Source organism: Metabacillus litoralis (genome assembly GCF_003667825.1).
Classification (GTDB): domain Bacteria; phylum Bacillota; class Bacilli; order Bacillales; family Bacillaceae; genus Metabacillus; species Metabacillus litoralis_B.
In genome coordinates this window covers 4,995,108-5,009,243 of record NZ_CP033043.1, presented here as the reverse complement: position 1 = coordinate 5,009,243, position 14,136 = coordinate 4,995,108, and the positions used below count along the sequence as shown (strand labels likewise).

General features: G+C 36.9%; 15 protein-coding genes. 5 read left to right on the top strand and 10 right to left on the bottom strand.

The features are described 5' to 3' along the window. From D9842_RS24490 to D9842_RS24455, 8 genes are all read right to left on the bottom strand, one after another. A complete protein-coding gene (locus D9842_RS24490; protein WP_121664712.1) occupies nucleotides 1-3,090 on the bottom strand; it encodes a carbamoyl-phosphate synthase (glutamine-hydrolyzing) large subunit in 3,090 nt (1,029 codons plus the stop codon). Beyond that, the gene (locus tag D9842_RS24485) at nucleotides 3,083-4,153 is read right to left on the bottom strand and encodes a carbamoyl phosphate synthase small subunit (RefSeq protein WP_121664711.1); all 1,071 of its coding nucleotides are present in this window, start codon (nucleotides 4,151-4,153) and stop codon (nucleotides 3,083-3,085) included. The genes D9842_RS24490 and D9842_RS24485 overlap by 8 nt, the downstream gene beginning before the upstream one ends. A gap of 118 nt (nucleotides 4,154-4,271) precedes the next feature. After that, on the bottom strand, nucleotides 4,272-5,432 hold the full coding sequence (locus D9842_RS24480) for an acetylornithine transaminase (RefSeq protein WP_121664710.1): 1,161 nt from the start codon (nucleotides 5,430-5,432) through the stop codon (nucleotides 4,272-4,274). Then, entirely contained in the window at nucleotides 5,429-6,211 is a 783-nt protein-coding gene (gene argB, locus D9842_RS24475) for an acetylglutamate kinase (RefSeq protein ID WP_121664709.1), read from the bottom strand. The genes D9842_RS24480 and argB overlap by 4 nt, the downstream gene beginning before the upstream one ends. Before the next feature lie 11 nt (nucleotides 6,212-6,222). Continuing rightward, the gene (argJ, locus tag D9842_RS24470; RefSeq protein WP_306821494.1) at nucleotides 6,223-7,455 is read right to left on the bottom strand and encodes a bifunctional ornithine acetyltransferase/N-acetylglutamate synthase; all 1,233 of its coding nucleotides are present in this window, start codon (nucleotides 7,453-7,455) and stop codon (nucleotides 6,223-6,225) included. 59 nt (nucleotides 7,456-7,514) lie between these two features. After that, the gene (gene argC / locus D9842_RS24465) at nucleotides 7,515-8,552 is read right to left on the bottom strand and encodes an N-acetyl-gamma-glutamyl-phosphate reductase (protein WP_121664708.1); all 1,038 of its coding nucleotides are present in this window, start codon (nucleotides 8,550-8,552) and stop codon (nucleotides 7,515-7,517) included. A 253-nt stretch (nucleotides 8,553-8,805) separates the two neighbouring features. Further along, a complete protein-coding gene (locus D9842_RS24460; protein WP_098797882.1) occupies nucleotides 8,806-9,114 on the bottom strand; it encodes a metal-sulfur cluster assembly factor in 309 nt (102 codons plus the stop codon). 207 nt (nucleotides 9,115-9,321) lie between these two features. Beyond that, a complete protein-coding gene (locus D9842_RS24455; RefSeq protein WP_121664707.1) occupies nucleotides 9,322-10,089 on the bottom strand; it encodes a prolyl oligopeptidase family serine peptidase in 768 nt (255 codons plus the stop codon). A 167-nt stretch (nucleotides 10,090-10,256) separates the two neighbouring features. On the opposite strand from D9842_RS24455, the gene D9842_RS24450 reads away from it, so the two are divergent. The 3 genes from D9842_RS24450 (at nucleotide 10,257) to D9842_RS24445 (ending at nucleotide 11,563) form a co-directional block, all read left to right on the top strand. Then, on the top strand, nucleotides 10,257-11,069 hold the full coding sequence (locus tag D9842_RS24450; protein WP_121664706.1) for a Cof-type HAD-IIB family hydrolase: 813 nt from the start codon (nucleotides 10,257-10,259) through the stop codon (nucleotides 11,067-11,069). A gap of 149 nt (nucleotides 11,070-11,218) precedes the next feature. Further along, nucleotides 11,219-11,368 carry a hypothetical protein gene (locus D9842_RS26095; protein WP_162987556.1) on the top strand — a complete coding sequence of 50 codons (150 nt, stop codon included), beginning with the start codon at nucleotides 11,219-11,221 and terminating at the stop codon, nucleotides 11,366-11,368. Then, entirely contained in the window at nucleotides 11,369-11,563 is a 195-nt protein-coding gene (locus D9842_RS24445) for a DUF3813 domain-containing protein (protein ID WP_121664705.1), read from the top strand. Nucleotides 11,564-11,578: 15 nt separating this feature from the next. On the opposite strand, the gene D9842_RS24440 is transcribed toward D9842_RS24445, so the two are convergent. After that, the gene (locus tag D9842_RS24440) at nucleotides 11,579-12,061 is read right to left on the bottom strand and encodes a BsuPI-related putative proteinase inhibitor (RefSeq protein ID WP_162987555.1); all 483 of its coding nucleotides are present in this window, start codon (nucleotides 12,059-12,061) and stop codon (nucleotides 11,579-11,581) included. 4 nt (nucleotides 12,062-12,065) lie between these two features. Next, entirely contained in the window at nucleotides 12,066-12,908 is an 843-nt protein-coding gene (locus D9842_RS24435; RefSeq protein ID WP_121664703.1) for a YitT family protein, read from the bottom strand. A gap of 146 nt (nucleotides 12,909-13,054) precedes the next feature. Between D9842_RS24435 and D9842_RS24430 the strand changes: the two genes are divergently transcribed. Then, nucleotides 13,055-13,912 carry a DegV family protein gene (locus tag D9842_RS24430; RefSeq protein ID WP_121664702.1) on the top strand — a complete coding sequence of 286 codons (858 nt, stop codon included), beginning with the start codon at nucleotides 13,055-13,057 and terminating at the stop codon, nucleotides 13,910-13,912. Nucleotides 13,913-13,973: 61 nt separating this feature from the next. Continuing rightward, a complete protein-coding gene (locus D9842_RS24425) occupies nucleotides 13,974-14,105 on the top strand; it encodes a DUF3941 domain-containing protein (RefSeq protein ID WP_098797889.1) in 132 nt (43 codons plus the stop codon). Nucleotides 14,106-14,136 lie beyond the last annotated feature (31 nt).

The window sequence follows — 14,136 nt, the reverse complement described above, 5'->3', positions numbered from 1 at the left end:
TTATACATTCTTTATTAACGGCTTGGTGAGTTGTTGAATAGAAGATACGTCCTCATCCAATGCTGAGAGGCTATCTATACACGCATAATACGTAGCAAGGTTTGTAAATAAGATCATGCCTTTTTCTAATGCTTGCTGACGTTCTAGCTTTGCTTCTTCACTATCAACAAGGGATACAAAAATCCCTTTTTCTCCCTCAACCCATGTTTGATAATCACTTGTTACAACGTTAAGACCTGCTTCTTTTGCGGTCTTGAGCGCCTCTTCATTCTTTATATCAAAATAAACACTTGTTACATTTTCTAGCTCTTTTTTGAAAATTTTACGGTAAATACTCTTTAATTCTTTGCCCACACACATTCCTTCACCAGTTGCCTTCATTTCCGGCCCTAATGTGATATCTACATCATGAAGAGCATGACTTGAGAAGACTGGGTACTTAACAGCTACCATATTGGATTGTTCTGATGGTTGAATTTGCAGCTCTTTTAATTTTTTCCCACACAATAAATGCGTTGCATGCTTAATTACTGGAATACCTGTTACTTTACTAATAACCGGTGCGGTTCTACTTGCACGCGGGTTTACCTCAAGCACATAAATATCTTCACCATTTACTAAAAATTGGATATTCATAATGCCACGATAGTTAAGCTTTTTCACTAGGGCATTAGCATAATCAGCAATTACCTGTTTATTTTTATCCGTTAAATTTTGAGAAGGTAAAATCGCTAAGCTGTCACCTGAATGAACACCTGCTGGCTCAACATGCTCAATATAAGTTGGAATAAAAGCTTCTTCACCATCAGAAATTAAGTCAATTTCTCCTTCTAGACCCTGAACAAATTGATCAATCAATACGGGATAAATCATATTAGTATTTTCCGAAAGAAGCTTAGCAAGGGTTGCTTCGTTATGAACCACAACCATTCCTTTTCCACCAATTACATAAGAAGGTCTTAATAAAAGTGGGAAGCCGATCTCATTAGCACCCTTTAATGCTTCTTCTGCATTGTTTGCTGTTAAACCAGCAGCATGTGGAATGGATAGGTTATCTAATATTTGATAAAACTTATCACGATCCTCTAGCCAATCAAGAGTTTCCGTGTCTGTACCTAATAACTGAACTCCTGCCGTTTCTAACTGTTCCGCAAGGTTAATCGCTGTTTGACCACCATATTGTACAATAACAGAATCGATACCTTCTGAATCCACAATGTTTAATACGTGCTCAAGAGTTATTGGTTCAAAGTACAGACGATCAGCTGTTTCAAAATCTGTACTCACTGTTTCTGGGTTATTATTGATCATGATTGCTTCATAACCTAATTGCTTTAGAGCCTTAATTCCATGTACAGCACTATAATCAAATTCGATTCCTTGACCGATACGAATTGGACCGGAGCCGATAATTAAGATTTTTTTCTTATCTGACAGTTCAGGCTGTTCGTTTTCTCCAAAATAAGTGGAGTAAAAATAGTTCGTACGTGCTTCAAATTCCGCTGCACATGTATCTACATATTTATAAGAAGCCTTCACTCCTGCGTCAAGACGAAGCTTGCGAACATTTGCTTCAGGAGCATTTAAGAGAGAGGCGATTGTACGGTCTGAGAAACCTTTTTCCTTTACTTCAGCTATTAAATCAGCTTCTAGTGTTTCAAGAGACTTTCCTCTAAGCTGATTCTCAAGCTCAACAATCTTCTTAAAGCAAGAAAGGAAATAAAGATCCATTTCCGTCATTTCATGAATTGCCTCAATTGTTATTCCTCTTCTAATTAGTTCCATTACAGCAAAGAATCTACGATCATCGGTCTTTTTCATTAACGTAATGATTTCGTCTGTCGATAACGTCACTAACTCCGGTAGATGTGTTCCAATGTTATCTAATTCTAATGAATCACACGCTTTTTGAAGAGCAGCTTCTAGATTACGTTCAATAGACATAACCTCGCCGGTTGCTTTCATCTTTGTACCAAGCTTACGGTCCGCTTTATTAAATTTATCAAACGGCCATCTTGGGAATTTTACAACAACATAATCAAGTGCTGGTTCAAAGCTTGCATATGTGCTCATTGTTAATGGATTTTTTAATTCTTCAAGTGTGTAACCAACTGCAAGCTTTGCAGCGATTTTCGCAATTGGATAACCAGTAGCCTTCGATGCTAGAGCAGATGATCTGCTGACCCGTGGATTAACTTCAATCACATAGTATTGCTTGCTTTTTGGGTCTAAAGCTAATTGAATGTTACATCCACCGACCACACCTAGTGCTGAAACGATCTTAACTGCTGCGCTTCTTAGCATATGGTAATCCTGATCTGTTAACGTTTGAGATGGCGCAACAACAATTGAGTCCCCTGTATGAACACCAACTGGGTCAATATTTTCCATATTACATACAGAAATACATGTACCTTTATGATCTCGTATCATTTCATACTCTACTTCTTTAAAGCCTGCAATGCTTTTTTCAATTAAGCATTGTGTAATAGGGCTTGCATGTAACCCGCTTTTTACAAGCTTCTTAAATTCTTCTAGATTCGAAGCAATTCCGCCACCTTTTCCTCCAAGTGTATAAGCTGGACGAATGATGATTGGGAAGCCGATTTTTTCAGAAAACTCAAGAGCTTCACCAAGAGTTGTGACAATTGAGCTCTCAGGTATTGGCTCGTTTAAATCGTACATTAACTGACGAAATTCGTTACGATCTTCACCTTTGCGGATTGATTCTATTGAAGTACCTAGTAATTGCACTCCGTATTTTTCAAGAACACCAGCTTCGTGAAGCTCCATCGCTAAGTTCAGTCCTGTTTGACCACCTAGTGAAGCTAGCAAGCCATCGGGTTTTTCTTTATTAATAATGTTTGTTAGACTTTCAACTGTTAGAGGCTCAAAGTACAGAACATCTGAGAATTCCTCATCTGTCATAATTGTTGCCGGATTGTTATTAACAAGGACAACTTGATAGCCTTCTTCCTTTAACGCTAAGCATCCTTGTGTTCCTGCATAATCAAATTCTGCCGCCTGACCGATCACAATTGGGCCAGAACCGATTACGATGATTTTCTTTATTGATTGGTTTTTAGACATAAAGTATATCTCCTTTTGCAGCAGCGACTAAATCTAAAAATTCATCAAAAATCCATTCACTATCTGAAGGTCCTGGATGTGCCTCTGGATGAAATTGTGCTGTAATAATTGGTAAGTTCTTGTGTGATAATCCTTCGATTGAATCATCATTAATATGATAAAAACGCATATCTAACTCTGTTTCTTTTAAGCTATCTTTCATCACAACATAGCTGTGATTTTGCGAGGTCATAAACACTTTGTTTGTTTTCACATCATATACTGGCTGGTTAGCTCCTCTATGTCCAAACAGAAGCTTTTTCGTTTTTGCACCAAATGACAGGGCAATTAACTGATGACCTAAGCAAATACCTAATGTTGGGTGCGCAGCAACGACTTTCTTAATTTGTGAAAAATAGTTTGCTAGTTGCTCTGGATCTCCTGGTCCATTTGATAAAAGGACTCCGTCAGGTTTAAGATCAGCAACTTTGTCGATCATTTTAAAAGGAACGGTTGTTACTTTACAACCTCTATTTAAAAGGGCTGTTAAAATTGATTTTTTAAAGCCGAAATCAACTAAAGCAATATGTTTTTCACCTTCACCATAAGTTTCAAGCTGATCGGATACAACCTCAAAAACTCCATCTTCGAAGATTGCACAAGGCTGTTCTTCTTGGTTTAAGGTTGTTGAGATCGTAGCCGCCATTGATCCATGATTTCTAATTTTCTTCACAACAGCACGTGTGTCAACGTGGTGAATGATTGGAATATTCCATTTTTCTAGATACTCCTTAAAGCTGTATTGCGCTTCATAGTGTGAATAATTTGTCGTATTTTCATAGATAACTACCGCCTTTACTTGCGGCTTTTTACTTTCATCATCACTTATGTTAATCCCGTAATTTCCAATAAGAGGATACGTAAATACAACAATTTGATTTTTATAGGAAGGATCTGTTAATACTTCCTGATAACCCGTCATTCCTGTAAAAAATACAATTTCACCGTTAATGTCCTCCGAGGAGCCATGTTCAAGTGTCCCGTTATACACTGATCCATCCTCTAAATGGAGATATCCTTTCATCTGTTTACACCTCGTTTGTCTATAGTTCTCTACTAGTGGAAACGCCCACCTATTAGCGTGTGGATAATTATTAAATATACAGTATTTTTATTCAATTACTAGCAAAAAAAATACTGTCTTATTGCGCACCTACGGATTGCTCGACTGAAGAAAACACACTTGCTATTGTTTCAATCGCTGTATCAATCTCCTCATACGACACTGTTAATGGAGGAAGTAATCGGACCACATTTGGTCCAGCTGGCAAAACAAGTAATTGCTTTTCTCTAAGCTGATTAATAATCTCTCCAACTTGTTCCTTACATTCTATTCCTAGTAATAAGCCTTTACCGCGAATTTCTTTCACTAGGGAATGAGCTCCTATTACAGTATTCAACTTGCCAAGCAGATAGTTACTTTTTTCTTCCACTTCTTTAAGAAAATTTTCTTCAAAGATTTTGGTAATTGTAGCTTTTGCAGCTGCCATGGCAATTGGATTACCACCAAAAGTAGAACCGTGGCTTCCCGCTTGAAAGGTATCAATCAAAGACTGCTTTCCGATCATTGCTCCGACCGGTAAGCCACTGCCGAGCCCTTTTGCAGAAGTGATAATATCAGGTGAAATTCCATAATGTTGATAACCAAATGGTTTTCCTGTACGACCAATACCAGTTTGAACTTCATCAATGATTAATAATGCTCCGATACGGTTGCACGTTTCCGTTACTTTTTGAAGAAATTCTTGCTGTGCTGGAACAACTCCACCTTCACCTTGAACCACTTCTAGCATAATTGCTGCTACATCGTCTTCAAGCTCATCTAACGCATTAGAATTGTTGTATGGTAAATATTGAAATGTTTCAAGCAAGGGTCCAAATCCTTGTTGAATTTTTTCCTGACCTGTTGCTGACATTGTTGCGAAAGTTCTGCCATGAAACGATTGTAAAAAGGTTACAATCTTTGTTTTCCCAGTGTGCTTGCGTGCTAGTTTGATTGCAGCTTCGTTTGCTTCTGCCCCACTGTTACAGAAAAAAACAGCATCTCCTTCAGTTGAGTTAACTAAGAGCTTGGCTACTTCCTCTTGAATTGGCTGATGAAATAAATTTGACATATGCCAATACTTTGTTAACTGCTCCTCGACCGCAGCCGTCACATCCTCATTTGCATGCCCTAAGTTACAAACAGCAATACCGGAGATAAAATCTAAGTACTTTTTATCATTCTCATCAGTAACCCATGAGCCCTTTGCTTCTTTAATCGTTACATCCCATCTTGCGTACGTAGGGAATAAATAACTCATGATTTCAAAACCTCCCCTTCACTTACAATTTTTGTTCCTTTAAATATACCGCTCTCAACAAAGGCCTCGCTTCCACTTACAATCATAACCTCCTGACAAATGTCAGATAAAGTGGCTACAGCTGACTCAACCTTTGGAATCATTCCCCCTGTAATGACCTCTTTTTCGATCAGTTCGGAGATTTCTTCAGGTGTAATGGTTTCAATCACCTGCTTGTTTTGATCCATAATTCCTGGTACATCCGTTACAAATAAAAACTTTTCAGCTCCTACACCATTTGCAATAGCTGCTGCAGCTAAATCGGCATTCACATTTAGAGTCTCGTTTGTCACAGTGCGTGCCAGTGGCGCAACAACCGGTATATATCCATGATCCATTAATAAAGATACAGCTGACGTCTGAACTGAGGTTACTTTTCCTACCAATCCCAGATTCTCTTTATCCAAATATTCCGCTTGTAAAAGTCCACCATCAGTACCTGATACTCCGATCGAGTTGAACCCTTTTTGCTGAAGAAGATTTGTCAGATGTTTATTAATTTTACCAGCTAGCACCATTTCAGCAATTTCTAATACATCCTCTGTTGTTTTTCGTTGTCCGTTATAGAACTCAGTTTCTATTTCCAGAGCCTTTAGCATCTTTGTAATATCTGGACCTCCACCATGGACAATCATGACCCGCCAGTTTGATGAAACCAAATCTTTTAAACTTTGAAAGAATGTTTCTGATAATTGATGAACGGTACTACCACCACATTTTAATACGACTGTTTTTGACATAACGATCTCCCTTATGTTCTATAGCTTGCGTTAATTTTCACGTAATCATATGTTAAATCACAGCCCCAGGCTTTACCGGCTTCAGCTCCAACTCCCAGGTTAACTGTTATTTTCACTGAATCTTGTTTTAAGTAACTTGAAGCAGCCTCTTCGGAAAACGATTGTGGACTATTGTTCGTGAACAAGCATAAATCTCCTAGGAAAATATCAATCTTTTCCGGTTCCACTTGTGCCTCACTATATCCAACTGCACAAATAATTCTTCCCCAGTTCGCATCAGCCCCGTAAACCGCTGTTTTAACTAAGCTTGAACCAACGATTTTTTTTGCAACAACATTTGCTTCTTGCTTCGTCTTAGCACCCGTTACTTCCACTTCAATCAGCTTTGTTGCTCCTTCACCATCTTTAGCGATCTGCTTTGCCAGCTCTTCACTTACTAATTGAAATGCTGCTTTAAAGTCATCCCACTGTGGATGATTTGGATTTAGCGCATTATTTTCTGCCTTGCCATTTGCCATAACTAATACCATATCGTTTGTTGATGTATCACCATCAACAGTAATTTGATTATATGTTTTATCAGTTACTTCGCTTAAAAGCGCTTGAAGAGTTGAAGAATCAATATTCGCATCAGTTGTAACGAATGAAAGCATTGTTGCCATATTTGGATGAATCATCCCTGATCCTTTAGCGGCTCCCCCAATTGTTACTGTTTTCCCATCAATTTCTACTTCGTAGCAAGAGTTTTTCATAACCAAATCTGTTGTTAAGATCGCTGTTTGAAATGCCTCTGATGCTTCTTGGTTACATTGAGGATTTAACTCCTGAATACCGGCACGAATTTTATCCATCTTCAAAAATTCACCAATAACACCTGTTGAAGCAACTGCAACATAATGAGGTTGAATAGTAAACAGGCTTGCACAGCGCTCTCTCATTTCATATGCATCTTTTAACCCTTGTTCACCAGTACATGCATTAGCGTTTGCGCTATTAACAATAATCGCTTGTAATAAGTTTTCTTTTGCTACACTTTCTTGTGTTACCTTTAACGGTGCAGCTTGGAAATGACTTTGAGTGTATACAGCCGCGCAGCTCGCCGGTACCTCACTATAAATAACACCTAAATCATTTTTCGAATAACGTAACCCGACGTGAACACCGTCAGCTGAGAAACCCTTTGCTGAAACGATTGACCCGTTTTCAATTTTTTTAATGCTAGATGTTTCTTTTGCTTGTAGCACGTTTATTTCCTCCCCGGTTGTCATGATGAACAAATTTTCTTCATCACTTACAAATAGTCTTATGGATATATAGGTGCAAAATACAAGCCCGTTGCTTCTTCATAGCCGTTCATTAGGTTGAAGTTTTGTACCGCCTGACCTGCTGCACCCTTCATTAAGTTGTCAATTACCGCAACAATCGTTACTCTTCCTGTTCGTTCATCTACTTTTAGGCCGATGTCACAAAAATTCGAGCCATAAACCTCCTTTGTTGAAGGAAACTCACCTTGTTTACGAACACGCACAAATGGTGATGCAGCATAAAAGTCTTTATATAAATCTAATAAACTTTCTGTTGTATACGACTCTTGTAAACTAGCATAAATTGTCGCCATAATTCCTCTTGTCATTGGAATGAGGTGTGTATTAAATGAGATAGCCGTTATCCCATCGTTTAATGCAAAAAGCGCTTGCTCCACCTCAGGTATATGTTGATGTTCATGAACTTTATAAATTTTTATATTTTCATTTGTTTCAGAAAAATGAGTAGCTTGTGAGATATTTCGACCCGCTCCAGAAACTCCTGTTTTCGCGTCCACAATAATCGATTGTTCATGAATAATCCTGTTCTTTACAACTGGTGCTAAGCCCAATATCGTAGCTGTTGGAAAACATCCTGGATTTGCAAGCAGTGTTGCCTTCTTAATTTCTTCTTTATTTAATTCAGATAAGCCGTAAACTGTCTTTTCAAGTACCTCATCTTCTACACAAGGTCTTTTATACCAATGTTCATACTCATTACGGTCCTTTAACCTCAAATCACCGGACAAATCAATAATCTTTACATCTGAGTCAAGAAATTGTGGAGATAAATTCCTTGAAACCCCAGGAGGTGTTGCTAAAAATAATACATGTATATTCTTTTTGATGTCTTCCACATCAATATTATTTAATATGTGATCGCTCAAATCATGTAGATGTGGAAATGTGTTACTGTATGGAACATCCATTTCTGAAGATGAATAAAGGATACATTCTTCTACATGTGGATGATTGGATAATATACGATATAATTCGACTCCACCGTATCCTGTGGCCCCGATAATTCCGACTTTCACCAAATCACACCCTCTAGTAAGTTCGTTTTCTAAATTATTTCTCAATTATAAGTTTGTATAAAAATAAAATCAAGTGTATAAATAATATTTTTTTAAATTTTAAAACTAATTCTTATGCATATTGAGATTGTGTCAGTTTATGTTGGAAATGACATCATTTATATATATACATCAATATGCATAAACGAAACGAAAAAAGTGTATAAAAAAACATCAATCTAACTCATATGAGTAAATTGATGTTTTCTTATGTTTATTGAATTCCTAGAGCAATTTTAGCAATTCTGGACATTTTATCTTTTGTCCATGGTGGATTCCAAACAATATTTACTTCTGTGCTCTTAACTTCTGGGATATCATCAAGTGCAATTTTGATTTGTTCAACAATCGTTCCTGCTAATGGGCAGCCCATTGAGGTAAGTGTCATTGTTACGATTGTTTTCCCCTCTTCATCCATTTCAATGTCATAAACAAGTCCAAGGTTGACAATATCAACACCTAGCTCTGGATCGACAACTGTTTCTAACGCGCCATAAATATTTTCTTTTAGTGATTCATCCATCTCGGTTAGCACTCCTTTTAAGATCGTGGTACTTAGAGTATAGTAAAAGCTAAAGTAGAAAGAAAGGATTCTGCTTTCTTTCTGTGTAAGTAAAATTTATATTGTAGGAAGTAATCGAATATTGGCACTTTCAAATTTGTTCGTTCCATTTCGCTCCACTATAAAGATAAACCTACTTTTAAAAAGCAACTACCTTTTCATATTCACCTATAAATACCTCTCAAACCATTCAACTAATGCTAATGTACCTTCTCGGGATACTTTGTGGTCAGCTAATGGGTCAGCAATAAACCTTAGCTTTTCTGGTTCTTTTTCATACATTGGTATGATTTCTTTGTAAAATTGATAGGTTGGTGCAAATGGAACAACATTATCTCGTTCACCATGCCAAAAGAGCAGTGGTCGATTTTGAAGCTTTTCTTTTTGTAGGCTCAAGTCAAATGGCTGTAAGTGTGTTAGTTGTTCCTCTATTTCCTCATTTGACAGTGGAACCTCTACTCCGCTTTGTTGTAAAGAATACAGCTGCCCTTTTAGAAGGGCTGTATAACATGGGCTTCCCATTAGACTAACCGCTGCTTTTATCCATTCATATTGAGTGAGAGCCCCTAAGGTTGTAATTCCCCCCATAGAGGTACCTGCAAGTCCAATACGCTCTGAATCAATTAGCTGCTTTTGTTCAAAGTATTCTTTTATCATGTTCACTTCTTTTATTTCATTCAATACAATCTTCCAAAAATTCAAGCTTAATTCTTTTGTGTCATAATTCTCGCTTCTCTCTCCATGGTATAAAGCCTCAGGTAAGATAACTCTCATGCCTTTTTCAGCTAAATAGTAAGCATAGTGGAGGTTGTTTTCTTTGGCACTTGTAAAACCATGCACAAAAATTACGAAAGGTGTTTTTGTGCCCTGTAAGGATTGCTTTACGATGTGAAGTGCTGGAATGTTTTCTATATGTAATTTTTCAACAATAATCAATGATTATGCGCCTCCTGAGTAATTTTCCCACTTTGTTAGTGTAACATGTAGACATTAAAGTTGGAAAAAAGATACACTGTTATTAAATAGGTGTACCCTATAAAGTAGCAATTGTGCCTACATAAACCGGTGATCACCTAAAAAACATATATGATAAAGGAGACTGTATGGAAACGAAACCTTTTTTAATTGCTTTAGACTTAGATGGGACTCTTTTAAAAGACGATAAAACAATATCACCTTACTCTAAGGAAATAATAAACAAAGCAAAAGCAGCAGGCCATATTGTCTGCATCGCAACAGGTAGACCATTTCGATCAAGCTCCATATATTACGAAGAATTAGATCTCGATACACCAATAGTCAATTTTAACGGTGCATATGTTCATCATCCAAAGGACGATAGCTGGGGAACCTATCATACAACTTTAGATCTCAAAGTTGTAAAGGAAATCATTGATGTTGCTGAAGAGCATCACTTACATAATGTTTTAGCTGAAATTATAGATGATGTGTATTTTCATTATCATGATGAAAAAATGATCGATGTTTTTAGCATGGGAAATCCAGATATTAAAATCGGTGATTTACGTCAAAATTTAGGGAATGATGTCACGAGTATTCTTATTCATGCAGCTGAAGAAGATGTTGAAAAAATTAGAAATTACTTATCAGATGTTCATGCTGAGGTTGTTGATCATCGCCGATGGGCAGCACCGTGGCATGTTATTGAAATTATTCGAGCAGGAATGAATAAGGCAATTGGTTTGGAAAGAATTTCTTCTTATTATAATATCCCCTCTGAACGCATTATTGCTTTCGGAGATGAAGATAATGATTTAGAAATGCTTACATACGCAGGACAAGGTGTAGCTATGGGAAATGCCATCACAAGGCTTAAAGATGTTGCCAACAAGGAAACCAAAACGAATGAAGAAGACGGAGTTGCCCATTATTTAAAGAACACACTTGGCTTATAATCCTTTAAACAGGTATTTTTTATGCATTTTGTAACAACAGTCTTATGTAATCTAGATAGTAATTGCCATTAATATAATCAACTTTTTCGCACACAATAATGATGACGCACCGAACGAGAGCGTCATCATTATAAAGGGGGGCTTTTTCAATGGGTAAACGTAACAAATCAAAACGTTTTGTTCAACAAGGCAAAGATATCGTTACTAAGCACGATGAGAGGTTCCCTTACCACTCAACACTATCTGAATCAGAAGCATATAAAAGTAAATCAGATGATACTCCACTTGGAGGGATATAAGTGACAAATCCATTATTTCAGCAAGCTCGTGAAGCAGTTGCCTATGCAAACTCTATATCCTCGGGTTCTGAGCAGGGAGATCAACAGGAAGCAGTTATGAAGGCAAAAAATGCCTTATCTTCTGCCTTTGCAAACTGTACAGATGCTGAACGAGCTCAACTTCGAGAGTTACAACAAACACTTACTAGCATGTAACAAAGCAAAGCGAACCTATTTTGGTTCGCTTTCTTCTTTACTAATTTGAAAACTCACTTCTTTTTTTAACTCTACTGTATGCGGAGCTAAAATGGTGATTTCTGCCTTATATTCTCCTGGTGAGAGTGACGAGTATTCCCATATTTCTTCCCACTCCATCCTTTCACCTGATTTAATTAAGGCCGTTTCAATTGCTTGTGTAAACATTTTACCTTTTGAATAACGATATACTTCTTCCCCCTTTTTATTTGTCAAAACGATTTCATATTTTTGACTTGTAGGAAATTCAATTTTCTTCATTTCATTGGTATTGTTTACTAGCGTAATAATAAGTTTTATTGCTTGTTTCTCTTGATATATGGAGACATTCAAATCCAGTTCTCCATTCTTCACTTCTTTTACCTCTGTTTCAGGCACAATGCTTTCTGCTTCACTTCTATCTTCTAAAGAACAACCCGTTAAGAAGAAGATCACCAAAAGGAAAAATCCTATCCTCATTTCATTACTCCTTTCTAAAAAAGCCAAAGATACCTGCCGTTTGAACAATGTTTGTAAATGCTTGTGGATCTTCTTCTTTAATAATTTTTTCGAGGTCATATAACTCATATCTTGTGATAACAATAAGTAACATATCCTTCGTTTCATTCGTAAACGCACCTTTAGCAGGAATCATTGTTATTCCCCGAACTAGCTTTGAATGTATCGCTTTTTTTAATACATCCGCTTTTTTCGTAATGACCATAGCTGTTAATTTCTCATGTCTTGTATGAATAGCATCAATAACGCGCGTGGAAACATAGAGTGAAACTAATGTGTATAATGCTTTTTCCCAACCAAAAAGTAATCCAGCCGCAAGGATGATGATGCTATTAAACAGAAAAAAATAGGTTCCAACAGGCTTGTCCTTCATTCGGGATAGTACCATCGCAATAATATCTAATCCACCTGTTGAGGCACCGTATTTCAACGTAATCCCAACTCCAATGGCCATAATAACACCACCAAAAACAGCATTTAATAATATATCCTCTGAAAAAGAATATAAGGGCACAAGCTCTAAAAAAAATGTTGTTGCAGCTACACTAAAAAAACTATATAGCGTAAAGGATTTCCCTACTTTTAACCACCCTAGAATGGCTACAGGTATGTTTAAAAGTAAAAGCAGTATTCCTGTTGAGATAAAAAATGGAGTGTAATCTTCCAATACCCTCGATATCAGCATAGCAATACCTGTAAAACCACTTGAATAAACATTTGCAGGTATTAAAAAAAAATTTAAACCGATTGCATTTAATAATGCACCGAGAATGACCACTATGATTTTCATGGTTTCTGTTTTCAACATTCAATTTTTTCCTCCTGTCGTTCAAGCTCTTTAGTCTAGTTTTTCCCATCTTCATAAGAATTGAACACAAAGATTGTATTTTAACTCCGGAGTGATAAACTAAAATTAACGTAAAGAACTTATTATAAGTTAAATGAGGTGTTAAAATGAATGTTCACATTTTAGCTGACAGTGCATCTGATTTGCCAATTGAATATTTTCAGGAAAATTCAATTACTTTTCTTCCTTTAAGTGTTGAACTAAATGGGAAGCAACTGGAGGATCAAAGAGAAATAAAACCTAAACAAATTTATGAAGAAATGCGGCAAGGTACCGTAGTTAAAACATCTCAAATTACTCCATCTTTATTTAAGGATGTTTTTACTGAGCTTGCTAAAAAGGGGACACCTAGTTTATATGTTGCGTTTTCATCCGAACTCTCAGGTACATACCAAACAGCCATGATGATGCGAAATGAAGTGTTAGAAGAGTACCCCGATTTTAAATTGACAATTATTGATTCAAAATGCGCATCTCTCGGCTGTGGTCTTGCCGTTAAGTTTGCTGTTGAGCTTGCAAAGAATGGAAAAACGTTGGAAGAAATTGAAAACGCTGTAAAAACCTATTGTCAAAAGGTTGAGCATATCTTCACCGTTGACAATCTAGAATACTTAGCCCGCGGCGGACGAATTAGCAAAGCTTCAGCATTTGTTGGCGGTTTATTAAATATTAAGCCATTACTTCATGTTGAAGATGGGAAGCTTATCCCTCTTGAGAAAATACGTGGACGTAAAAAAGTATTTAAACGAATAATTGAAATCATGAAAGAACGTGGAGTAAATCTCCAAAATCAAACAATCGCGATAAGTCACGGTGATGATGAGGAGTCCGCAAATGAAATGAAAGCACTGATTCAAGAAGAATTTCAACCTAAGGATATTTATATAAACTATGTAGGTGCTGTTATTGGTGCCCATTCAGGACCAGGGACACTAGCGATTTTCTTTTTAAATGATGAGCTTTAACACATACTCGCAATAGCATGTGGGAATGATAAGCTTACACTCGTTTGAAAGGAGCATCATCATGCCACACACTAGTGATAATGATAAAAAAGCAAAAGACAATAACGCAAAACGTCATGAAAAAAATATGATGCGTGAAAAAAACCGTCAAAAAGGCGAACGCCAATACTCTAAAAAAACAGATCATTTGTAAGTAATAAATGATTTGTAAAAGGTGTTTCGCT

Bases quoted from the DNA above. Each gene is read 5' to 3' on its own strand.
- D9842_RS24490 (WP_121664712.1), bottom strand. From the start codon at position 3,090: ATGTCTAAAAACCAATCAATAAAGAAAATCATCGTAATCGGTTCTGGC.
- D9842_RS24485 (WP_121664711.1), bottom strand. From the start codon at position 4,153: ATGAAAGGATATCTCCATTTAGAGGATGGATCAGTGTATAACGGGACA.
- D9842_RS24480 (WP_121664710.1), bottom strand. From the start codon at position 5,432: ATGAGTTATTTATTCCCTACGTACGCAAGATGGGATGTAACGATTAAA.
- argB (WP_121664709.1), bottom strand. From the start codon at position 6,211: ATGTCAAAAACAGTCGTATTAAAATGTGGTGGTAGTACCGTTCATCAA.
- D9842_RS24460 (WP_098797882.1), bottom strand. From the start codon at position 9,114: ATGGATGAATCACTAAAAGAAAATATTTATGGCGCGTTAGAAACAGTT.
- D9842_RS24450 (WP_121664706.1), top strand. From the start codon at position 10,257: ATGGAAACGAAACCTTTTTTAATTGCTTTAGACTTAGATGGGACTCTT.
- D9842_RS26095 (WP_162987556.1), top strand. From the start codon at position 11,219: ATGGGTAAACGTAACAAATCAAAACGTTTTGTTCAACAAGGCAAAGAT.
- D9842_RS24440 (WP_162987555.1), bottom strand. From the start codon at position 12,061: ATGAGGATAGGATTTTTCCTTTTGGTGATCTTCTTCTTAACGGGTTGT.
- D9842_RS24435 (WP_121664703.1), bottom strand. From the start codon at position 12,908: ATGTTGAAAACAGAAACCATGAAAATCATAGTGGTCATTCTCGGTGCA.
- D9842_RS24430 (WP_121664702.1), top strand. From the start codon at position 13,055: ATGAATGTTCACATTTTAGCTGACAGTGCATCTGATTTGCCAATTGAA.
- D9842_RS24425 (WP_098797889.1), top strand. From the start codon at position 13,974: ATGCCACACACTAGTGATAATGATAAAAAAGCAAAAGACAATAACGCA.